At 59.9% G+C, this 21,286-nt stretch carries 24 protein-coding genes and 1 pseudogene; 13 read left to right on the top strand and 12 right to left on the bottom strand.

Going from position 1 to position 21,286, the window contains the following annotated elements; translation table 11 throughout:
• The first annotated feature begins 1 nt into the window (after position 1).
• Together ACZRJ6_RS08535 and ACZRJ6_RS08540 are read left to right on the top strand one after the other, a co-directional pair.
• On the top strand, positions 2-871 hold the full coding sequence (locus ACZRJ6_RS08535) for a Tim44 domain-containing protein (protein WP_350615105.1): 870 nt from the start codon (positions 2-4) through the stop codon (positions 869-871).
• Positions 872-1,007: 136 nt separating this feature from the next.
• Positions 1,008-1,415 carry an SMI1/KNR4 family protein gene (locus ACZRJ6_RS08540; RefSeq protein ID WP_133100686.1) on the top strand — a complete coding sequence of 136 codons (408 nt, stop codon included), beginning with the start codon at positions 1,008-1,010 and terminating at the stop codon, positions 1,413-1,415.
• Positions 1,416-1,424: 9 nt separating this feature from the next.
• On the opposite strand, the gene ACZRJ6_RS08545 is transcribed toward ACZRJ6_RS08540, so the two are convergent.
• Entirely contained in the window at positions 1,425-3,182 is a 1,758-nt protein-coding gene (locus tag ACZRJ6_RS08545) for a cation:proton antiporter (RefSeq protein WP_463967558.1), read from the bottom strand.
• Between the two features lie 293 nt (positions 3,183-3,475).
• Between ACZRJ6_RS08545 and ACZRJ6_RS08550 the strand changes: the two genes are divergently transcribed.
• Positions 3,476-3,961 carry an acyl-CoA thioesterase gene (locus ACZRJ6_RS08550; protein WP_463967557.1) on the top strand — a complete coding sequence of 162 codons (486 nt, stop codon included), beginning with the start codon at positions 3,476-3,478 and terminating at the stop codon, positions 3,959-3,961.
• Between the two features lie 62 nt (positions 3,962-4,023).
• On the opposite strand, the gene pdxY is transcribed toward ACZRJ6_RS08550, so the two are convergent.
• Positions 4,024-4,896 carry a pyridoxal kinase PdxY gene (pdxY, locus tag ACZRJ6_RS08555; protein WP_149412519.1) on the bottom strand — a complete coding sequence of 291 codons (873 nt, stop codon included), beginning with the start codon at positions 4,894-4,896 and terminating at the stop codon, positions 4,024-4,026.
• A 117-nt stretch (positions 4,897-5,013) separates the two neighbouring features.
• On the opposite strand from pdxY, the gene ACZRJ6_RS08560 reads away from it, so the two are divergent.
• A complete protein-coding gene (locus tag ACZRJ6_RS08560) occupies positions 5,014-5,406 on the top strand; it encodes a DUF3301 domain-containing protein (RefSeq protein WP_463967556.1) in 393 nt (130 codons plus the stop codon).
• On the opposite strand, the gene ACZRJ6_RS08565 is transcribed toward ACZRJ6_RS08560, so the two are convergent.
• From ACZRJ6_RS08565 to dksA, 4 genes are read right to left on the bottom strand one after another with little or no spacing between them, the layout of a single operon-like run.
• Complete coding sequence (locus ACZRJ6_RS08565; RefSeq protein WP_463967922.1) at positions 5,400-6,362, bottom strand: CobW family GTP-binding protein; 963 nt, start codon at positions 6,360-6,362, stop codon at positions 5,400-5,402. The two genes, ACZRJ6_RS08560 and ACZRJ6_RS08565, sit on opposite strands and share 7 nt — an antisense overlap.
• Positions 6,363-6,407: 45 nt before the next feature.
• Complete coding sequence (locus ACZRJ6_RS08570) at positions 6,408-7,052, bottom strand: DUF1826 domain-containing protein (protein ID WP_463967555.1); 645 nt, start codon at positions 7,050-7,052, stop codon at positions 6,408-6,410.
• Positions 7,052-8,260 carry a zinc metallochaperone GTPase ZigA gene (gene zigA, locus ACZRJ6_RS08575; RefSeq protein ID WP_463967554.1) on the bottom strand — a complete coding sequence of 403 codons (1,209 nt, stop codon included), beginning with the start codon at positions 8,258-8,260 and terminating at the stop codon, positions 7,052-7,054. Before zigA ends, ACZRJ6_RS08570 begins: the two co-directional genes overlap by 1 nt.
• 26 nt (positions 8,261-8,286) lie before the next feature.
• The gene (gene dksA / locus ACZRJ6_RS08580; protein ID WP_463967553.1) at positions 8,287-8,691 is read right to left on the bottom strand and encodes an RNA polymerase-binding protein DksA; all 405 of its coding nucleotides are present in this window, start codon (positions 8,689-8,691) and stop codon (positions 8,287-8,289) included.
• Between the two features lie 132 nt (positions 8,692-8,823).
• Between dksA and ACZRJ6_RS08585 the strand changes: the two are divergent.
• A pseudogene (locus tag ACZRJ6_RS08585) lies at positions 8,824-8,928 on the top strand (glutamine synthetase); the annotation flags it as partial.
• Here ACZRJ6_RS08585 and ACZRJ6_RS08590 read toward each other — a convergent pair.
• Complete coding sequence (locus ACZRJ6_RS08590) at positions 8,925-10,136, bottom strand: N-acetylmuramoyl-L-alanine amidase (protein ID WP_463967552.1); 1,212 nt, start codon at positions 10,134-10,136, stop codon at positions 8,925-8,927. The pseudogene ACZRJ6_RS08585 and the gene ACZRJ6_RS08590 overlap by 4 nt on opposite strands.
• A 129-nt stretch (positions 10,137-10,265) precedes the next feature.
• Here ACZRJ6_RS08590 and folE2 point away from each other — a divergent pair, with 129 nt between their 5' ends.
• From folE2 to ACZRJ6_RS08625, 7 genes are read left to right on the top strand one after another with little or no spacing between them, the layout of a single operon-like run.
• Positions 10,266-11,162 (top strand): GTP cyclohydrolase FolE2, encoded by an 897-nt coding sequence (folE2, locus tag ACZRJ6_RS08595; RefSeq protein ID WP_463967551.1) that lies wholly within the window; start codon positions 10,266-10,268, stop codon positions 11,160-11,162.
• Positions 11,159-11,827: a metal ABC transporter ATP-binding protein gene (locus tag ACZRJ6_RS08600; protein ID WP_463967550.1), complete on the top strand. Its 669-nt coding sequence runs from the start codon at positions 11,159-11,161 to the stop codon at positions 11,825-11,827. Before folE2 ends, ACZRJ6_RS08600 begins: the two co-directional genes overlap by 4 nt.
• Positions 11,827-12,690: a metal ABC transporter permease gene (locus ACZRJ6_RS08605; protein WP_463967549.1), complete on the top strand. Its 864-nt coding sequence runs from the start codon at positions 11,827-11,829 to the stop codon at positions 12,688-12,690. The genes ACZRJ6_RS08600 and ACZRJ6_RS08605 overlap by 1 nt, the downstream gene beginning before the upstream one ends.
• Before the next feature lie 14 nt (positions 12,691-12,704).
• Positions 12,705-13,589 carry a metal ABC transporter substrate-binding protein gene (locus ACZRJ6_RS08610; RefSeq protein ID WP_463967548.1) on the top strand — a complete coding sequence of 295 codons (885 nt, stop codon included), beginning with the start codon at positions 12,705-12,707 and terminating at the stop codon, positions 13,587-13,589.
• Positions 13,586-14,008, top strand: coding sequence for a phosphoribosyl-AMP cyclohydrolase (hisI, locus tag ACZRJ6_RS08615; RefSeq protein WP_463967547.1), 423 nt, complete (start codon positions 13,586-13,588; stop codon positions 14,006-14,008). Before ACZRJ6_RS08610 ends, hisI begins: the two co-directional genes overlap by 4 nt.
• Positions 14,005-14,565, top strand: a complete 561-nt coding sequence (locus ACZRJ6_RS08620) for a gamma carbonic anhydrase family protein (RefSeq protein ID WP_463967546.1) — start codon at positions 14,005-14,007, stop codon at positions 14,563-14,565. Before hisI ends, ACZRJ6_RS08620 begins: the two co-directional genes overlap by 4 nt.
• 2 nt (positions 14,566-14,567) lie before the next feature.
• Positions 14,568-15,905, top strand: a complete 1,338-nt coding sequence (locus ACZRJ6_RS08625) for a dihydroorotase (RefSeq protein WP_463967545.1) — start codon at positions 14,568-14,570, stop codon at positions 15,903-15,905.
• On the opposite strand, the gene ACZRJ6_RS08630 is transcribed toward ACZRJ6_RS08625, so the two are convergent.
• Positions 15,902-16,423 carry a DUF3617 domain-containing protein gene (locus ACZRJ6_RS08630; RefSeq protein ID WP_149412506.1) on the bottom strand — a complete coding sequence of 174 codons (522 nt, stop codon included), beginning with the start codon at positions 16,421-16,423 and terminating at the stop codon, positions 15,902-15,904. The two genes, ACZRJ6_RS08625 and ACZRJ6_RS08630, sit on opposite strands and share 4 nt — an antisense overlap.
• Positions 16,424-16,553: 130 nt before the next feature.
• Between ACZRJ6_RS08630 and cls the strand changes: the two genes are divergently transcribed.
• The gene (gene cls / locus ACZRJ6_RS08635; RefSeq protein ID WP_463967544.1) at positions 16,554-17,993 is read left to right on the top strand and encodes a cardiolipin synthase; all 1,440 of its coding nucleotides are present in this window, start codon (positions 16,554-16,556) and stop codon (positions 17,991-17,993) included.
• Positions 17,994-17,998: 5 nt separating this feature from the next.
• Here the strand turns inward: cls and cfaB are convergent, their stop codons facing one another.
• The 4 genes from cfaB to bufA2 all read right to left on the bottom strand — a co-directional run bounded on the left by cfaB (position 17,999) and on the right by bufA2 (position 21,205).
• Positions 17,999-19,183, bottom strand: a complete 1,185-nt coding sequence (cfaB, locus tag ACZRJ6_RS08640) for a C17 cyclopropane fatty acid synthase CfaB (protein WP_463967543.1) — start codon at positions 19,181-19,183, stop codon at positions 17,999-18,001.
• Between the two features lie 83 nt (positions 19,184-19,266).
• Positions 19,267-20,052, bottom strand: a complete 786-nt coding sequence (locus ACZRJ6_RS08645; protein ID WP_463967542.1) for an HvfC/BufC family peptide modification chaperone — start codon at positions 20,050-20,052, stop codon at positions 19,267-19,269.
• Positions 20,043-20,888, bottom strand: a complete 846-nt coding sequence (gene bufB, locus ACZRJ6_RS08650) for an MNIO family bufferin maturase (RefSeq protein ID WP_463967541.1) — start codon at positions 20,886-20,888, stop codon at positions 20,043-20,045. The genes ACZRJ6_RS08645 and bufB overlap by 10 nt, the downstream gene beginning before the upstream one ends.
• Positions 20,889-20,950: 62 nt before the next feature.
• Positions 20,951-21,205 (bottom strand): BufA2 family periplasmic bufferin-type metallophore, encoded by a 255-nt coding sequence (bufA2, locus tag ACZRJ6_RS08655; RefSeq protein WP_149412501.1) that lies wholly within the window; start codon positions 21,203-21,205, stop codon positions 20,951-20,953.
• Positions 21,206-21,286 lie beyond the last annotated feature (81 nt).

A 21,286-nucleotide genomic window follows, 5' to 3' on the forward strand; every position in this document is an offset into this window, starting at 1 on the left:
TATGAAACGTTTTCTTAGCATCGCCATGGCATTGTGCATCGGCCTGACGATGAGCCTCGACGCCAACGCCAAGCGCTTTGGTGGCGGCAAAAGCTCCGGTGCCGCGCCGAGCCACCAGACCAGCCAAATGGCGCCATCGGCCGGTGCCGGCGGTGCCGCTGCAACCGCAGGCGCGGCCGGTGCCGCTGGCGCTGCTGCCAAGGCCGGCGGTGCTTCGCGCTGGCTGGGCCCTCTGGCCGGTATCGCTGCCGGCGGCCTGCTCGCTTCCATGTTCATGGGCGGCGGCTTCCAGGGCATGCAGATCTTCGACATCCTGATCATGGCGATCATCGCCTTTGTGATCTTCCGCTTTATCGCCGCTCGTCGTCGCAAGCAGCAGGAGCACATGGCTCCAGCCGGCGCGCCAATGCAGCGTGAAGCGTTCGAGCAGAAACCAGCCATGGGCTCGATCTTCGGCGGCTCGGCAGCACCTGCCGCCGCTCGTCCGGTGATCAATGCACCAGCCTGGTTCAACGAAGAGCGTTTCGTTGAGGCGGCCCGCAACCACTTCCAGTCCCTGCAGCAACACTGGGACGCCAACGAAATGGACAAGATCGCTGAGTTCGTGACCCCACAACTGCTGGAGTTCCTCAAGCGCGAACGTGCCGACCTGGGCGACGCCTTCCAGTCGACCTACATCGACGATCTGCGCGTACAACTTGAAGGTGTAGATGATCGCGCCGACAAGACCATCGCCACCCTGACATTCAGCGGTGTGTCGAAGACCTCACGTTTCGACCAGGGCGAAGTGTTCAGCGAAAGCTGGAACATGGAACGTCCGCAAGGCGAAAACCAGCCTTGGCTGGTGGCCGGTATCCGTCAGAACAGCTGATCCGCACACGCGTTGAGCTGGCAGTAACAAAAACCCCGGACTTGTCCGGGGTTTTCCATTTCACGGTTGCACTTATAGCGAGCTACTGTATAAAGCGCCCCTATAAACCGCGCCAACTAGCACGAGGATCCCGGCCGTGGAAGAAGTCATCGAACAATTGCGTGAAGCTAACGAACCTGTCCCGGTTCCTCTGGAACTGCCTGACGACGACGACCTGGTGGAGATTGAAGAACAGTTGTTCATCAATATCCCCTTTGTCTTCAAAGAGTTTTTGCTGACTGTCAGCGACGTGGTTTATGGCAGCCTGGAGCCTGTGACCGTTACCGACCCACAGTCCCACACCTATCTGCCGGACGTTTGTGCGACCGCTTGGGATATGGGCGTTTCTCGCGAACTGATCCCAATCTGCCAAGACGGCGACGACTACTACTGCGTCGAAGAAGACGGCACCGTCGTACTGTGGTCCGGCGAAGAAGAGATCGTCACCGAAGAAACCTGGGAATCGGTCTGGCACTGGGCGCGGGACGTCTGGCTGGAAAGCTGAGCCCCGCGCCTACAAGGTGTCCTTGTGGTTATCCAGGGTTTCCAGCAAGGCAACCTGCATCCGCGTATGCACGCGGATGAACCAGCGCCAGAGCACGGCGGCCACCGCAGCCGTCACCACGGCGATCAGCACCAGCAACTTGTTGGTCGGCAAGATACTGGCCGACAAGGCTGCCAATAGCAGGAAGATCACCAGCAGCGAGAGTACCGGGATCACTTCAGCGATCACCCGGCGCACTCGCTGGGTGTGCCGCCCGGCCATTTCCGGCTTGACGCTCATCTCCGCCAGCAGCATCGACAACGCCTTGAGCTTGCGGTATGCCGCAATCAGGAACGGCAGCGACAACAGCAATGCCCCGCCCCAGATCAACGCTTTTTGCCAGCTTGGATCGCTGATCCAGCCTTGCAACAGATCGCCAATGCGCACCGCGAAATAGCTTCCAGCAAAGAAAATCGCGATCACCAAGGCTAAATTGACCCCCACCTGCAGAATGATTTTGCGGATCATCGACGCCAGCATCGCGCCCTCGCCTTGGGGCTGAATGCTGCGTAGCCATTCGCCATACATGCCGAACACCCGGCTCATACGCAGGGGCATCACGGCGGCAATCTTCAATGACAGCGGGTCGGCGGCACGAATCAGGTAGGGCGTCAGCAGTGTGGTGAGCACCGAAACGGCGACCGCCACCGGATAGAGGAAGTCGCTGGTGACCTGTAAGGTCATCCCCAAGGCGGCGATGATGAACGAGAATTCGCCAATCTGTGACAGTCCCATCCCCACCCGCAACGACGTTCGGCCATCGTTACCGGCGATAAAGGCCCCAAGGCCGCAGGACAGCATCTTGCCCAGCACTACCGCAACGGTAATCACCGCAATCGGCCAGGCGTATTGCACCAGGATCAGCGGGTCGATCATCAAGCCGATAGCGACAAAGAAGATGGCGCTGAACATGTCGCGAACCGGCTCGATCAGGCGCTCAATCTTCACCAACTGCCGGGACTCGGCCATGATCGCACCGATCAGGAACGCCCCCAGCACCATGCTGTATTCCAGCTTGACCACTAACAGGCAGAAACCAAAACACAGGCCCAGGACGGTGGTTAGCAGCATCTCGTTGCTTTCAAACTTTGCCACATACGCCAACAACCGTGGCACCAGCAAAATGCCGATGACCAGGGCGACGATCATAAACAGCGAGAGTTTGCCGACCGTAGAAAACACTTCGCCGGAGCTGACCGTGCCGCTGACGGCGATGCTCGACAGCAAGGCGATGATGCCGATGCCGAGAATGTCTTCGACGATCAGCACACCAAAAATCAACTGGGCAAAACGTTGATTTTTCATCTTCAGGTCGTTGAGGGCCTTGACGATGATGGTGGTCGAGGAAATGGCCAGGATCGCGCCGAGGAACAGCGAATCCATGGTATTCCAATCGAACCAGCGGCCAATCTCGTAGCCGATCCAGATCATCAGGATGATCTCCAGAAAGGCCGCAATAAACGCCGTGGCACCCACTTTGAACAACTTGCGCAGGCTGAACTCCAGGCCCAGGCAGAACATCAGGAAGATCACCCCCAGCTCGGCCAGGGTCTTGATGGTGTCTTCGTCGTGGATCAGGCCGAATGGCGGGGTGTGCGGGCCGATGATAAAACCGGCAACGATATAACCCAGGACTACCGGCTGCTTGAGGCGATGAAACAGGACCGTCACCACGCCCGCCACCAGCATGATCACGGCCAAGTCCTGGATAAAGCTGATGGCGTGCATGGCGAGGGGCTCCTTGAGGGTACTGGCGCTTTCCCGGCTCCCACACAGATACTCAAACGGGTCGCAATGAGCGGAAGGAAAAGTCTGCCTTGAACGTAAGAAATGCCCGTGAAGTGGGCTTTTCAAGGGTAACACCGCGACTTCCAGCGAAAAGCCGGTGCAATATATGGAAACAGATAGAGCCAGGCGTGACGGCAAGCCGCGTCCCGGCGTCCCGTTAGGGATGGCTCTGCAAAGATTCCAGCACCCGCAGAGGTGCCTCCCCAACCAATGCCTACAACCGTGAGTGTGCTATGGAACCCGGAAACGCCCAGCTGTCGATGACGGTATTGATGACCCCTGACATGGCCAACTTCTCAGGCAATGTCCACGGCGGCACCCTGCTCAAGTACCTCGACGAAGTGGCTTACGCTTGCGCCAGCCGTTACGCCGGACGCTACGTTGTAACCTTGTCGGTGGACCAGGTGATTTTTCGCGAGCCTATCCATGTCGGCGAGTTGGTGACCTTCCTGGCCTCGGTCAACTACACCGGCAATACATCGATGGAAGTCGGGATCAAGGTAGTGACCGAGAACATCCGCGAGCGCTCGGTGCGTCACACCAACAGCTGCTTCTTCACCATGGTCGCGGTCGACGACCAACACAAGCCGGCGGCCGTACCGCCGTTTCAGCCGCAGAACAGTGAAGACAAGCGCCGCTTTATGCAGGCCAAGCAGCGTCGACAGATTCGCCAGGAGCTGGAGAAGCGGTATCAGGAAGTCAAGGCAGACGGGCCGTAGGATGTAAGAGCTGGCTTGCTCGCGAAAACACTTGCGACAACTTGACCGCTAAACAAGAGTATCTACAGCCCTATCGGCGTAGCCTCAAAGCGCACTCGTGGATGTGCAATTCGATCCTGGGCCCGCACCAGTTCCAGCTCGTAGCTCGCGCAGGCCTGAGTCTCCAACAGCACCTCATGCACCGCAGCAGCGGTAAACTCGAAGGCTGCCAACAGACTATCTCCCAATAACACCCGCGCCAGGAACAGGCCTGACGTCAGGTCGCCCACGCCCACCGGTTGCCGAGGAAACGCCAACAGTGGCCGGCGCAGGTGCCAACTGCCTTCGGCAGTCACCAGCAGCATCTCGAAGCCGTCCGGCAGTTTGCCGGGGTAGTCCAGGTGCTTGACCAGCACCGCTTTCGGCCCACGAGCCAACAGCGCCCGCGCCATGCCCAGGCAATCGAACAGCGACTGCGGCTTGCGGCCAGCAAAGCTGTCCAGTTCCAACTGGTTGGGGCACAGGAAGTCAGCCATGGCGGCGGCCTCGTCCAGCAGGAAATCACTGACTTCCTGCGGCACGATGCACCCTTTTTCCGGGTGGCCCATCACCGGATCACACAGGTACAAAGCCTTGGGGTTGATCGCCTTGATCCGTGCCACGCCGGTGAGGATCGCCCGGCCCTGGGCCGCGCTACCCAGGTAACCCGAGAGCACCGCATCGCAGTTGCCCAGTTCGCCAATGGCCGCGATCCCTTCGACCAATGCAGGAATCTGCTGCGGCGCCAACACTTCGCCCGCCCACTGGCCATACTGCGTGTGGTTGGAGAATTGCACCGTGTTGAGCGGCCACACATTCACACCGACCCGCTGCATGGGGAACACAGCAGCGCTGTTGCCGGCATGGCCAAAGACCACATGGGACTGGATCGCAAGCAGATGAGGCGTACGTTTCATGCAGGGGATTTCCATAAAACCGTTGAAATTCAGGCCGCGCAGTATGCGACTAAACGCAGCCTGTACGACAGACCGGAGACGCAGTTAAGCTGGTCATACTTTGTTGGAGTTCATCGAATGCTGACCCTGGGAAATATCTTCGTGCTGATACTGCTGGCGACCGCTGCCGCCTGGGTGTGGCACAACCACGGCCTGCGCGAGCGGGCGCTGGAACGGGTCAAGCAGCATTGCGCCAAGCTCGATATCGAATTGCTCGATGGCGCCGTGGCGTTGAAACGCATCGGTTTTGTGAAAGATGCCAACGGTCGTCGGCGGTTGGCGCGGGTCTACAACTTTGAGTTCACCGTGACCGGTGAGGCGCGACACCCTGGGACCATCACCCAGTTCGGCGCCCACAGTGCGCAGATTGAACTGGCGCCCTACCCCTTCGAGATCAAGACGCCACTGCCCAGCGCCGAGGTGATTGAGATGAGCCAGTGGCGCCAGGAGCACGGCAAGGGCCGTCAGTAACGGCAATCGGCCAATCCGCGCTGTAAACTGACGACGTCCTGCGCCTCGCTGAAAATCAGCTCAACCCGCGAATCCCGACGCCACTCACTGGGCTGCCAGGTTATCGTGATGTTATCCACAGCGTTGGCTGAAACCCAACCAGCAGGGCTGTGGATAACCAGCTTGGCCCGCCGCCAGTCCAGCGCTTCCAGCCATTGCCGCACACGCTGCGGGTCCAATTGCTGGCTCGGATGCCAGCGCCAGCCAATGCTCCAGCCACCTTCCTGGGCCTGACTCAGGCAGATCGGCACGGCCGGATCGCTCCAGATCGCCGGTATCTGCGTCACGCCCTTGGGCACCTCGAAGTTATCCACAGCGGCACCGGCCTGTGCTGAAAGACCCGGAAGTTGCGCCAAAGGCACGTGCGCCTGACGCGTCCAGTAAACGGGACAGGCCGGTAACTGACTTGCAATCATCGTGCGCTGCGTGGCGCTCAGCCCCTCATCCTTGTTCAACACCAGCAAACCGGCGCTGGCCAGGGCCTCGCGTTGTGCGGTCGGCAGCGGTTTTCCCGCTGCCAGGGCCTGGGCGTCCAGCACCAGCACACAGGGTTGGACCGCCAGCACGTCCTGCCATGGCGCTTCGCGTAGTTGCTTGAGCAGTTGTGCCGGATGACCCAGCCCAGACGGTTCGATGAACAACCGATCCGGATTTGCCTTACGCAACAAACGGCCCAGTCCTACCTGAAACGGCACACCATTGACGCAACACAGGCAACCGCCCGCCACTTCGCCCAAGGCAATACCGTCGTCATCGCGGGTCAGCAGTGCCGCGTCCAGGCCGATCTGCCCAAACTCATTGATCAACACCGCCCAGCGCTCGTTGGCCGGGCGTTGGCTGAGCAGGTGTTTGATCAGGCTGGTCTTACCGGCGCCCAAAGGGCCGGCAATCACGTGGGTAGGAATGTTCTGCAGCATGTTGGACATCATTCTGACCGTGTAGAGACGTTTGATCCTACCCGGTTACGCCAACCAATCCAGCGTCAGAATCAGCCGTCGTTGATCACCCGTCAGCTGCGGCGAGCGATGGATCAGGCCGAACCCTTCATTGCCGTGCCACTTTTCGCCTTTGAGCAGGGCGACTTCCCCGCAATGGACTTGCTCGATGTGGTGCTCGGGTTCTGCGTCTGCCTGACTCAGGTGCCGCCGTTCCATGACCCCTTCCCGCAACCATTGACTGCCAATCCCCGCGTAAGTGGTGATCAGCCGCACCGGCACATGATCGACGTGAAAACGCGGGCACATGGCTTTGTCCAACAGCCTTAACCGCACACCAATGCGCTTGGCACCGAGCAAACAGGAAAAGCCGCTGATCAGCCACGACACATCGGCGATAAACCCTTCGTAGCCTTCAAGATCGCTGAAATTCGACGCCAAACCGCGCAAGTTTGGCTCGTCATCTTCGCTGGCCAGTTCAACGACCAACGATTCGGCCAACGGCTCATTCCGCGACAGCAGCAAGGTGCCGAACTCGGCGATATGCAGCGGCAACTGACGCTGCCACAGCGCCAGGTTCACGCCGTCTTCCAGGATGTCGGTCAGCACGGCCGGGGTTTCCCCCAGGCTCTGGCGGATCACCGGACGCAATTTCATTATTGGGGCAAGCATCAGGCGGCAGCCTCCTCATACCAAGGGCCAAAGGGATCAGCCAGCAAGCGCCAGCCTTCGACGCCCAAGGCCATCTCTTCATCAGTCAGCAGGCAAGCGTCCAGTTCAGTAGTCATCCTCGCAAAATCGATGTTCTGCCCGATAAACACCAGTTCCTGACGGCAGTCTCCGGTGCTCAGCTGCCAGTTGCCCATGATTGCCGCGACATTTTCTTCGTCCTGTGGCCACTCGTTCTTCGGCACAAAGCGCCACCAGCGTCCGGCAAAACCATGGCGCATCAAGCCTCCGGCCTGGGACCAGCTTCCCGCGTCCTGGTGCTTGCTGGCCAACCAGAAAAAACCCTTGGAGCGCAGCAATTTGCCGTTAACCCACGGGCGGTCGATAAAGTCGAAAAAGCGTTGGGGATGGAACGGGCGACGGGCTCGATAAGCGGTGGACGCGATGCCGTATTCCTCGGTTTCAGGCACATGTTCGCCGCGCAGCTCCTGCAACCAGCCTGGCGCCTGGGCCGCGCGTTCAAAGTCGAACCGGCGGGTATTGAGAATCTCCGCTAGCGGCACTTCGCCCATGACCATAGGGATGATGTGCGCCTGGGAATTGAGGCACGCCAGGATCGCCATCAACTCCTGGCGCTCGCTGCTGCTGATCAGATCAATCTTGCTGATCAGGATGACGTCGGCAAATTCGATCTGTTCGATCAGCAGGTCGGTGATGGAGCGCTCGTCCTCCTCACCGAGGGTTTCGCCTCGGGACGCCAGGCTTTCAGCGGCCTGGTAGTCGAGCAGGAAGTTCATGCCGTCGACGACGGTGACCATCGTGTCGAGGCGGGCGATGTCCGCCAGGCTCTGGCCGTCTTCGTCACGGAAGGTAAAGGTTTCGGCTACCGGCAGCGGTTCGGAAATGCCGGTGGATTCGATCAGCAAGTAATCGAAACGACCTTCCTTGGCGAGTTTTCCGACTTCGATGAGCAAGTCTTCACGCAAGGTGCAACAGATGCAGCCGTTGCTCATCTCTACCAGTTTTTCTTCGGCGCGATTGAGGATGACATCGCGCTGGACCTCGCCGCCATCAATGTTGATTTCACTCATGTCGTTGACGATAACCGCCACCCGCAGATTTTCGCGGTTACGCAGGACGTAGTTGAGTAGCGTGCTTTTACCGGCGCCGAGAAAGCCGGAGAGCACAGTAACGGGGAGACGGTTGGGCATCAGGTATTCCTCATCAGGTTGGCCGGTCAAATCGCCCGTTGATGGCGTTCGCGCAGCTCTTCACGTTCTTTGGCTTCGATACACAGGGTGGCCGTGGGACGCAGTAACAGGCGCTTGAGGCCGATCGGCTCACCCGTTTCGCGACACCAGCCGTATTCACCGCGGGCGAGGTGCTCCAGAGCTTCGTCGATCTTGTCCAACAGCTTTTTCCCCCGCTCCAGCAGGCGCAGTTGCCATTGGCGCTGTTCTTCGGCGCTGCCAACATCCGCTGGGTCGCTGTTGGGTTCTTGCTCACGCAGCACCATAAACTCGGCATCGATGCGCGCTTGCAGCTCATTACGCTGCGCCAGTAACAACTCGCGGAAGAAGCCTTGCTGGGCTTCATTCATGTAATCAGCGGACGATTGGGTGAGGAGGTCTTGCTCGGTCATTGGGAGAGGTTCACGGGTCAGGCTGTTTTTTGATGTTATATTATAACAACACAAATAAGCCAATCCCTCCTTGCCCACCACGACGAAGGGCGCAATGCTGGGGCCATCGACACTCCGAGAAACGCTATGAAATACGTGTTCTATACCCGGCGAGTGGGCTGGACCACCCTCAACCGGTTCTCCAGTTCCGGAGGGTCCAGCGCCAAGTTCACCTACAGCCGTATTACCGGCTGTTAAACCTGGCCTTTTTTCTGCTCCTGGGCCCAGGCCATGTAGCTGTTCACTGGCGGGTTCTTCTGGAAGTAGCGCTGCAGACCTTCAAACAACCCATCCGCCACCGCCTGTTGATGACGGGGGGTGACCAGTCGCTGACTGTCGCGGGGGTTGGAAATAAAGCCGGTTTCCACCAGGATCGACGGCACGTCCGGCGACTTGAGCACGGCGAATCCGGCTTGTTCCACACGTTTTTGATGCAACGTTGTGATGCCCGCCAGACTGCCCAATACGGTGCTGCCCAGTTGCAAGCTGGCGGCGATGGTGGCGTTCATCGACATGTCGAGGATCACCCCTGCCAACATCGGGTCCTTGTCCTTGAGACTCAGCAGGCTAGTGGCGCCCAGCAGGTCAGCGCCGTTTTCCCGTTGGGCCATGAAGCGCGCCGTTGCCGACGTCGCACCGCCCTCTGACAATGCATAGACCGAAGCGCCAGACGCCGAGAGCCGGGGCGCCGCATCGGCGTGCACCGAGATGAACATGTCGGCGTTGTGCTTGCGGGCAATCTCCACCCGTTTGCGCAGTGGCACGAAGAAGTCGTCGTTGCGCACCAGTTTCACGTCGAAGCCCTTCTCGCGCTTCAAGCGTTTGGCCAGCAACTGGGCGATGGACAGCACCACGTCTTTTTCTCGCTCGCCCTTTGAGCCGATGGCACCTGGATCTTTGCCGCCATGGCCGGGGTCGACCACAACGATGATGTCGCGCTTCAGGTGAGGCTTACCCACCGAAGCAATCAGCGGCGCTGTGGCAGCAGCTATGAGCAAAGGCGCTTTCGTGGCACTGGTCAAGTCCAGCACCAGGCGATGACCTTGACCATCCTGAGGCGCCAAGAGAAAGCTGTTGAGCTGCATCGGCGCAGCAAGATCGAGGACGATCCGCGTGTCGCCCTTGCCGAAATGTCCCGAGCGAATAGAGGTAATGCCGCTGTTGCTCAGGGCCAGTTGGCTGAAATCTTCGCTCAGGCCAGCGCCGCTAAGGTCGATGATCAGCCGCTCGGGGGCCGTCAGGGAAAAGGTCTTGTATTGCACTGGGCCGCTGAGATCGAACACCACCCGCAGTTTTTCGTCCGAGCGCCAGAGCCGGGCATTGCGGATTTGCGTGGCAGAAACACTGAAGGGTAAAGCGAATACTGCACTGGCCAGCAGCAGGTTGAGGAGTTGACGTCTGTGCATGACTTACACCGCAAATAAAGGAGCGTCCGTGTTCGACATAACTGATTAAAAGACCGGCGCAGAAAAACCATCGTCGCCGTAATAGTTATAATATAACATGTCTTTTTAATCCCAACGATGGACCTGCTCATGAATGCGCTGACTCTGCCGGATATCGCCGCGCAGGCTTCACGCCAAGCCTTGCCACTGGACTGGGTGGGCATGTGCGGCATTGCCCTTCCTGTCCTGATCGACGGCCAGCGCCTGAATGCCAAGGCCGATGCAGGCGTGAGCCTCGACGACAGTGAGGCGCGCGGCATTCATATGTCGCGCCTGTATCTGGCGCTGGAAATGCTTGAACAAGAAAGCCTGACACCGGCGCTGTTGCGTCAAGTGTTGCAGCGCTTCCTCGATAGCCATGAAGGTCTGTCCCATAACGCCAGCCTGCGTATTCACACAGATTTACTGCTCAAACGCCCCGCCCTGGTCAGTCCTTTGGCTGGCTGGAAAAATTATCCGGTGAGCATCGAGGCGCGTTTTGAAAATCAGATGTTCCACGTGGAACTAAAAATTGACGTTACCTACTCGTCAACCTGTCCTTGCTCGGCCGCGCTCGCCAGGCAGTTGATTCAGCAGCAATTTGTCGATGATTTCGCCAACACCCCTTTGCAACACGAGGACGTGCTGGCTTGGCTGGGCAGCACGAAAGGCATCGTCGCCACACCCCACAGCCAGCGCAGCAGCGCGCAATTGCAGGTGCAGTTGCAAAGCAACACTCACAACCTGCCGCTGATTGAGCTGATCAATGCCGCCGAAGCCGCTCTCGGCACCGCCGTGCAAACCGCCGTGAAGCGGGCCGACGAACAAGCCTTCGCCTTGGCCAACGGCCAGAACCTGATGTTCTGTGAGGACGCAGCCCGCCGCTTGAATCTGGCGCTGAAACGTTCAGACGCGGTACACGCCTTCCACTTGAAAGTGGTCCACGCCGAAAGCCTGCACGCTCACGACGCTGTAGCAGAAAGCCGCTGGACGAGGGCATCCGCATGATCAGTTGCAAAGCGTTGCGCTGGGGGGCGCCTGGCCAGCCACTGACACCCGCAGTGGATTTCGAACTGGCCAAAGGCACCCTCACCGGTGTGATCGGCGCCAACGGCTCCGGCAAAAGCAGCCTGCTGAAAGTCATCGCTGGCTTGCAGAAACCCCTGGCCGGAAAAGTCGTACTGGAAACTCCCCGGCGCGGCAGTCTGTCATTCCTGCCACAGCAGCAACACTTGGACCGCCAGTTTCCGATCAGCCTGCAAGAATTAGTGGCCGCCGGCTTCTGGGGCAGCAAACAAACACCGCAACAACGCAGCCAACGCCTCCAAGCCGTACTGGACGACTGGTGCCTCAGCGGCCTGGAGCATCGCCCGTTGATGGCCCTGTCCGGCGGCGAACTGCAACGCGCCCTCCTCGCTCGCATGAGCCTGGCCGAAGCACCTGTGCTGTTGCTCGACGAACCCCATGCTGCCCTCGACGAAGACGGCCAAGCATTACTGTGGAAACACATCCACGCCTGGCACGCCGCAGGCCGCACGCTGCTGGTGGTGTGTCATGACCTGGCCGCTGTGCGCCAACACATCCCCCAGGCATTGCAGATCAAAAACAGCGGGTGCGTCCTGGCACCCAGTAACGAATTGATCCGTCAGCAACCGCAGATGCAGGTGGCCTGATGCACATCGCCGCCCACCTATGGATGCCGTTCAACGACTTCGTATTTATGCACCGCGCATTGCTCGGCGGCCTGGTCCTGGCCTGCAGCACCGCCCCACTCGGCGTGTTCCTGATCCTGCGCCGCATGAGTCTGATCGGCGACGCCGTGGCCCATGGCATCCTCCCCGGTGCGGCATTGGGATTCTGGTTCGCCGGCCTCAGCCTGCCCGCCCTGACCATCGGCGGCCTCGGCGCAGGCCTGAGCATGGCTGGATTGGCCGCGTGGATCACCCGCCGCACCGGCCTTCGCGAAGACGCCAGCCTCGCCGCCATCTACCCGATTTCCCTGGCCAGCGGCGTACTAATCCTCGGCATGGCCGGCAAGCGCCTGGACCTGCTGCACCTGCTGTTCGGCTCGGCCCTGGCGGTGGACGGCCCGACTCTCACCGGCATGATCTGGGTGTCCGGCTTCAGCCTGATCGCCATGGCGTTGATCTACAAACCGCTGCTGTTGGACACCCTCGACCCACTATTCCTGCAAACCATCAGCCGCCTCGGGCCGCTGGCCCACGGCGTGTTCCTGACCCTGGTGGTGCTGAACCTGGTGATCGGCTTCCAGGCCATCGGCGCCTTGATGGTGGTCGGCTTGATGATGTTGCCAGCAGCGGCTTCACGATTCTGGAGCCGGCGCCTGCCGGTGTTGATCGTGGTATCGGCCGTGCTGGGATGCCTGTCGGTGTGGCTTGGCTTGTTGCTGTCGTTCTACTACTCGCTGCCCAGCGGCCCGGCGATTGTGCTGGTGGCTGGCGGCTTGTACTTGCTGTCCGTGGTCTTCGGTCCGGTGCACGGCTTGCTGCGCCGCCCGCCTTTGCTTACATCCTAATGAGGTGTTTCCCGATGCGCGCTCTACTCGTGCTGTTCAGTGTCTCGCTGGCGCTGTCGTTCGCGACCGTCCAGGCGGCGGACAAGCTTCAGGTGGTCACCAGTTTCAGCATCCTTGCCGACATGACTCACCAGGTTGGCGGTGACCATATCCAGATCAGCAACATGGTCGGCCCTGACGCCGATGCCCACACGTACGAGCCAACCCCGGACGACGCCAAGGCGCTGCTCACGGCCAAGGTGATCATTAAGAACGGCCTGGGTTTCGAACCGTGGCTGGATCGACTAGTCACCAGCACCGAGACCAAGGCCACAGTGGTGACCGCCAGCAAAGGCGTAATTCCCCGCACCATGGACGAAGATGGCGACACCCTCCCCGACCCGCACGCCTGGCACAACCTGGCCAACACCGAACTCTACGTGAACAACATCACCAAAGCCCTGATCGTGGCGGACCCGGCCAACAAAGCGGACTACCAGCACAACAGCCAGGTCTACCTGAAGGAAATCTACCGCCTGCTGGCCGAAGCCAAGGCCAAGTTAGGTTCGCTGCCACTGGGCAACCGCCGCATCGTCACCTCCCATGACGCCTTCGGCTATCTCGGTCAGGCCTACGGTATCGACTTCATGGCACCTCAAGGCCTGTCCACTGAACGCGACCCCTCGGCTGCCGAAGTCGCCGCGCTGATCACCCAAATCCGTCAGGCCAAGGTCAAGGCGGTATTCATGGAGAACATCAAGGACGCGCGCCTGCTCAAGCAGATTGCCGACGAAAGCGGCGCCCATATCGGCGGCACGTTGTACTCGGATGCCCTGGCAACCGAAGGCCCGGCCAGCACCTTTACCGGGCTGTTCGAATACAACCTCAACACCTTGTACGACGCCTTGAGCAAGCCATGACCCTGACCATGCTTGATCTGGAAAGCGCGGCCCTCGGCAGCCGCTTTCCCCTCGATCAGGTGCTCGACGCCCTGCCATGGAACAACGATGGCCTGATTGCCGCCATCGCCCAGCAACACGGCAGCGGCGCGGTGCTGATGCTGGCCTGGATGAACCGCCTGGCCCTCGACGAAACCCTGGCCACCGGGCAGGTCTGCTATTGGTCACGCTCGCGCCAGCGACTGTGGCGCAAAGGCGAGACCTCTGGTCATCGCCAGCAACTGATCGAAGCGCGCCTGGATTGCGACGGCGACGCTGTGCTGCTGATCGTCGATCAACAGGGCCCCGCTTGCCACACCGGCCGGCCCACCTGCTTCTACAACACCATCGCTGACGGCCAAGTGCACATCATCACCGCGCCCGTCGAGGAACAAGCATGATCCGCAAGAACCCTTCCGGCGATCTCCCGGTGATTGCCGAGTCGGCCTACGTCGACAAAACCGCAATCATCTGCGGCAAGGTGATCATCGGTGAAAACGTGTTTGTCGGCCCCTACGCAGTGATCCGTGCCGACGAGGTGGACACCAACGGCGATATGGACCCGATCACCATCGGCGCCAATTCCAACATCCAGGACGGCGTGGTGATCCACTCCAAATCCGGGGCGGCGGTGACCATCGGCGAATTCAGTTCCATCGCCCACCGCTCCATCGTCCACGGCCCCTGCACCGTCGGCGATCGAGTATTTATCGGCTTCAACAGCGTGCTGTTCAACTGTGCGGTCGGTGACGGCTGCGTGGTGCGGCATAACTCGGTGGTCGACGGCCGCGACTTGCCTGCCGCCTTCTACGTACCCTCCACCACCCGCATCGGCCCCAACACCGACCTGTCGCAATTCCCGCCGGTGAGCGTCAGTGCCTCAGAGTTTTCCGAGGACGTGGCCCGTACCAACGTTGATCTGGTGCGTGGTTACAAAGCCCTGCAAAACGAGTTTTAAGCATGAGCCGCCTACTGATCCGCAACGCCCGCCTGGTAAATGAAGGACAGGAATTCGACGCCGACCTGTTGGTCGCCAACGGCCGCATCGAAAAGATCGCCGCAAGCATCGAAGGGCAAAACGCTACCGTAGAAATCGACGCCCAGGGCCAGTGGTTACTGCCCGGCATGATCGACGACCAGGTGCATTTCCGCGAACCCGGTGCGCCGGACAAAGGCAGCTTCTACAGTGAGTCCCGCGCCGCCGTGGCCGGCGGCATTACCAGTTTCATGGACATGCCCAACACCCAACCGGCAACCCTGACCCTGGAAGCATTGGCCGATAAAAAGCGCCGCGCCGCCCTGCATTCAGTGGCCAACTACGGTTTTCACTTTGGCGTGAGCAATGACAACCTCGACACCGTCGCCGCGCTTGATCCGCGAGAGGTGGCAGGCGTCAAAGTGTTTATGGGCGCCTCCACCGGCAATATGCTGGTGGATGATCCACGGATTCTGGAGCACCTGTTCGCCGAAGTACCAACCATCCTCCTCGCTCACTGCGAACACACCCCCAGCATCCAGGCCAACGAACGACGCCTGCGCGGGCGCTTCGGCGACCACATCCCCGCCGTGGCCCACCCGTTGATCCGCGACGCCGAGACCTGCTATCGCTCGTCATCCCTGGCCGTGGATCTGGCCCGCCGCCACAGCACGCGCCTGCATGTGCTGCACCTGACCAGCGCCCGGGAGTTAGCACTGTTTGAAGACAAACCCCTGGCTGAAAAACGTATCACCGCCGAAGTCTGCCTGCACCACTTGTTGTTCGATGACCGCGACTACGCGCGCCTAGGTCATCAGATCAAATGCAACCCGGCGATCAAGTCCCGCGCCGACCGCAACGCCCTGCGTATGGCGCTGCTGAGCAACCGCCTGGATGTGATCGGCAGCGACCATGCGCCTCATACCTGGGCACAAAAACAGCAGCCGTACCGCGAGGCGCCATCGGGCTTGCCGCTGGTGCAACACGCTATGCCTGCGTTGTTGGAGTTAGTGGCCGACGGCCTCTTGCCGCTGGCCACCCTGGTGGAGAAAACCAGTCATCGGGTTGCCGACCTGTTCGCCATCCCTGATCGTGGCTATCTGCGCGAAGGCTATTGGGCCGACCTGGTGCTGATCAAACCCGAACCCCACGGCAAACCCGTCAGTAGCCAACCGATTCTCGCCCGCTGCGGCTGGACGCCCTTCGCCGAACGCAGCTTTCGCCACAGCGTCAGCACCACGCTGGTCTCCGGGCACCTGGCCTGGCACGACGAGCGGGTACATGACAGCTGCCAGGGCTTGCCTTTGCTCTTTCTGCGTTAGGCGCGAGGCTTGACCGTCCCGCAATTGCTGCCCAACCACTGTGCATGGGTATCCAGGCTGCCGTTCTGCTGAATGCCGGTGGCATTGAAGGTGCCGTTGACTGTGGTGGTGAATTCCTTCTGACTCTGGAACGTTGCCACTCCCGTGCCCTGGGCTTTCGGGCAGCTGAAACGGAATTTCCACTGGTTGCCGGTTTTATCGGTCACTTCCTGCTTGCAGCCCGATTGCGGGTCAGTCAGGGGGATCGAGTCAGACGCCACTTGTGCCGGCGTCAGGCACACCTGAACGCCCTTGCCGGCCATGGCAATGCCCTGCTTTTCCAGCATGGCGCGTTGCTCCGGGGTCATCTGTTGTTTCAACTGACCGAGGATCAGTGACAAGTCCGGCAGATTCTGGTTATCGACTTTCATGTTGCTGGTGGTCAATTCCCACAACCCCGGCGCCAACATCTGCGCCTGCGCCGCCACTGGCAACGACAAACCAACAACCATGGCCAAACCAAGCAGACGAGCATTCATCGGGTAACTCCTGGGCAATTGTCGGCGTTAGACGCCGCAAAAGCGCCAGTGTTGCACAGCGAATAAAATAGCGACATTCGCACCGGAACATGGTCTGTTAGGCATGGAATCATCGGGAGTACCATCGTCCATGGATTTTTTTGGCCCACACCTGCTCGGCTACCTGATTGCATTGCTCCATACCCTGGGCACCATCGCCGCCATTCACGCGGTGCTGACCGTCAGGACCGCCCAAGGCTCGATTGCCTGGGCCCTGTCCCTGATGTTCATTCCTTACCTGACGCTAATCCCCTACCTGATCTTTGGCCGCAGCACCTTCGACGCCTACATACAGGCACGCCGCCAGGCCAACCAGGAAATGCACAAGGCCATCACCGAGCTGAACTGGCGTCCGTGGGTGGAAGAGGCGCTGGCCGCCCGCAACTCCCATGCCTATGCCTCGCTGCGCGCCATGCCCAGGCTGGGGCGCATGCCGTGCCTGGCGAACAATCAGGTGCGGTTACTGATCAACGGCGACGCCACCTTCGGCGCGATTTTCGAAGCGATCCGTGGGGCGAAAACTGCGGTGCTGATCCAGTTTTTCATCATTCATGACGACGAACTCGGCCGTCAGTTGCAGGCATTGCTCAAACAGAAAGCCGCAGAAGGCGTGGTCATCTACGTGCTCTATGACCGCATCGGCAGCCATTCCCTACCCCACGGTTATGTACAGCCATTGCGCGATGCCGGGGTCAACGTCAAAGCCTTCGCCACCCGCAGCGGCTGGCTCAACCGTTTTCAGGTCAACTTTCGCAACCACCGCAAGATAGTGGTGGTGGACGGCTTGGTGGGCTTTGTCGGTGGGCATAACGTCGGCGATGAGTACATGGGCAAGAAGCCTCCGCTCGCGCCTTGGCGCGATACCCATGTCCAGGTCAGTGGCCCGGTGGTGGCATGCCTGCAGGAGTCCTTTGCCGAAGACTGGTTCTGGGCCGCGCGGGAACTGCCGCCGCTGATCCTGCCAGACACTTACCCCGATGACGGCGTACTCTGCCAGTTACTGGCCAGCGGCCCGGCTGACCCCTATGAAACCTGCTCGCTGTTCTTCGTCGAAGCCATTCATGCCGCCACCGAACGGGTATGGATCACCAGCCCGTATTTCATCCCGGATGAGGCGGTGTTCGCGGCGCTGCGGCTAGCAGTGTTACGCGGGGTTGATGTGCGTGTGCTGCTGCCATCGCGCCCCGATCACCGCATCGTCTATGCCGCATCAAGCCTGTATGCCATCGAGGCCGTGCGCGCAGGCGTACGGGTGTTTCGCTACACGCCCGGCTTTCTGCATCAGAAGGTGGTGTTGGTGGACAGCGAAATCAGCGCCATCGGCAGTGCGAACCTGGACAACCGCTCGTTCCGGCTCAATTTCGAAGTGATGTTGCTGACGGTGGATGAGGCCTTTGCCAGCCAAGTGGAAAAAATGCTGATGGACGACTTCGCCCTGGCCCACGAAACCAGCCAGGAAGAAAGCCGCCAGACCCGCCGCCTGCAACAACTGGGCATGCGGGTCGCGCGGCTTATTTCACCGATTTTGTAGGCGCACTATCGGTACAGATCATCTCGCGTCCAAGGCAAATCATGACTGCCATCGGCATGGGGCTTGACCGCCAGAATCTGATGCAGATTGATCCAACCCCGGGCAAAGGCATACGCACAGCCCGCCAGGTACAGCCTCCAGATCCGTAGCGCTTGCTGCGGCACCATCTTCGTCGCTGCTTCCAGGTTGTCTTCCAGGCGCTCGCTCCAATGGTCCAGGGTGCGGGCGTAATGCAGGCGCAAGCTTTCCACGTCGACCACTTCCAGACCTACTTCGCTGATTTCGGCGGTCATCATCGACAGATGCGGCAGCTCGCCGTTGGGGAACACATAACGCCCGATAAACTCACCAGCGCCACGGCCCACCGGTCGGCCATCAGTGTGTTTGGCGGTAATGCCGTGATTCATCACCAAGCCACCTTCGCGCACCGCACCAAAGAGCGTCTTGCAGTACTCAGCCAGGTTAGCGTGGCCCACGTGTTCGAACATGCCGACGCTGATCACTTTGTCGAAACGCCCGTCCTGCGGCAGGTCGCGGTAGTCCAGCAACTGCAGCTCCACCAGATCCTCCAGGCCTTCGGCGATCACACGCTCGCGAGCCAGCTCCAGCTGTTCCTTGCTCAGGGTAATGCCGAACACCTTGACCCCAAATTCCCGCGCGGCATAACGCGCTAACCCGCCCCAACCGCAGCCGACATCCAGCAAATACTCACCTGGTTGCAGTCGCAATTTGCGGCACAGGTGGCGGAATTTGTCTTGTTGGGCCTGGTCGAGGGATTCGCTGCCGGTTTCGAAGTAACCACAGGAATAGGCCATGTCGTGGTCCAGCCAGAGCTGGTAGAACTCGTTCGACAGGTCGTAATGGTAGGAAATGGCCGCCGCGTCGGTGGACTTGTCGTGGATCGAGCGCACCGGACGACTCTCTTCGTCGTCATGGATCAAGGCATGACTCCACTCGTCACAGACCCGGATCACTTCGCTAATGGAGCCTTCCAGTTCCAGTTTGCCCTCGACGAAGGCCGCGCCCAGGGAGTCGAGCGTGGGATGAGCCAACTGCGAAACCACGATGGGGTCCTTGACCACAATGGTGACGCTGGGCTCCGGGCCCAAGTTGAATTCATGGCCATCCCAGAGTCGCAGACGCAGTGGAAGCTGAAGATTCTGTAAGGCCGGTGGAAGTTGCGCGAGCATGAATAATCCCCCTTGTTTCAGACGTCTGAAATGAGGGTAGACCATCCAAAGAAAAGCAGCAGGCTATCGATAATAGCCGTTTTCTATGGTGCACGAAGCTGCAGCAAACCGTCCTGAACCCACTGTTTCAACCAGGTAACTGCTTGCAGGGGCGCGCCCTCCTGATAACTGACTGCCAACTCGGCGCACAGTTCTGAAAAGCTCCAGCCGGTAGTGACCATTGCGGCCAGGGCGCAGGCTTCGCCCGCTTTCAGGCTGCGGTAGCGGCAAACATGTTGGTCACGCCAGACCAGGTACACCTCGGCCAAGGGCAGCTCCTGGCTGCCGGGAAAGCCGGTCTGATCCTTGACCGAACGCCAGATCCCCAGGCTGTTGAAGCGACACAACACCTGCTGCACCGACGGCGCCAGTTCGACCTGCAGCCCCGGCCACTCCTCAGGCGTCAGCGCGGCCATATCGGACACCGTCAGCGGTTTACCTTCCGGCGCATCGAACGCCAGGGTAAACGCCCATTCCAGGCGCGCCAGCTCTACCAGCGGAGCACTTTGCTCGGCAACCAGATGCTCGCCGATAAAGCGTTCGAACCGCTGTCCCAACCAGCGCAAACTAAAATGTGCCGAGGGATAGCGAGAAATATAGGCCGCCACCAGCGCGGCAAACTCTTCGTCCCCCAACCAGTGCCACACCGCCGGGAAGTCCCCACGCATCACCTCCTGCAACCGCTCCAGATAGGCGTTGTGGTAAATCGCCAATCCCGTCTCGACATCCAGCGTCGGCCCGCCCATCAACGTGGCATTAAAACCACTGCTCGCAGAGGATTTGCTCAGCAGGCGCTGTTCAAACGCCTGTTGCCAATCGATCAGGCGCATAACGGCCTCCTGGCCAGGGCGATTGCGCCCAGCTCACGGGCCTTGTTCAACTCATCGAGCAACTCGGCAAACGGCGGGAAGTGGTCGTCACGCTCCAGCAGTGTCGCCACCGGGCCGAGGTGTTCAAGGGTCTGTTGATAGAGCTTCCAGACCGGATCGCACACCGGATGATCATGGGTGTCGACCACGTAGTCGCCGTAATCCATGTGCCCGGCCAGATGTAACTGGCGGATGCTCTTGGGCGGCAGGTTGCGGATAAAGGTCCAGGGGTCAAAGCCGTGGTTGCGGGAGCTGACATAGACATTGTTAACGTCCAGCAACAGCTCGCAACCGCTGAGGTGACTCAGGGCATTGAGAAACTCCCATTCGGTGAATTCATCGGCCTTTGCTCGTACATAGCTGGAGACATTTTCCAGCACCAACGGGCGCTGCAAAACCTCCTGTACCTGCCGCACACGAGCAGCGACGTGATAGAGGCTTTCTTCGGTGTAAGGCAGCGGCAACAAGTCATGCAACTGATGGGCGTTGCCACGGCTCCAGCACAGGTGATCGGAAACCCAGGCAGGTTTGACCCGGTCAGCCAGTTGCTTGAGTTGCTTGAGGTAATCGATATCGAGGGCATGGGGCCCGCCGATGGACAAGGACACGCCATGCATCACCAGCGGGTAGCGCTCTGCGATGGCGTCCAGGTAGTACAAGGCCTTGCCGCCTTGCACCAGATAATTTTCGGAGACGATCTCGAACCAGTCCACGTCCGGCGACTGTTCAAGAATCTCCTGGTAGTAAGCGCTACGTAATCCCAGGCCGTAGCCCAGGCAAGGCATAGATGCAGACATGACGAACTCCTGAAAAGTGTCCGCAGCGACGTGCACACCGCTGCGAAATCACGTATTCGCCGTTACTCGCCGACTTTGCCGCCAGCCTTATCGCAGGCCGCCTGAGTCATTGCCTTGAAGCCGTGACCCTTGCAGACAGCCTGGCCCTTGCAGGCGTTTTCAGCGGTCTTGCAATCGTTCATGCCTTTGCAGGAAGTCACGCCGTAGCAATGAACGCTCGCTTCATCGGCGGCTTGTACTTGAGTGGCAACACCGGCAAACATGGTGGCGGCAGCGATAGCCAGGGCAGCACCGGAAATGGCATTTTTGATGTTCATTTTTGTATTCCTCAATGATCGGTAATGGCGTCGGCTGAACGGATTGTTCAGTCCCGACATACCACTAGAGTGAGGTCATCG

This window comes from Pseudomonas sp. C321, from assembly GCF_055407105.1.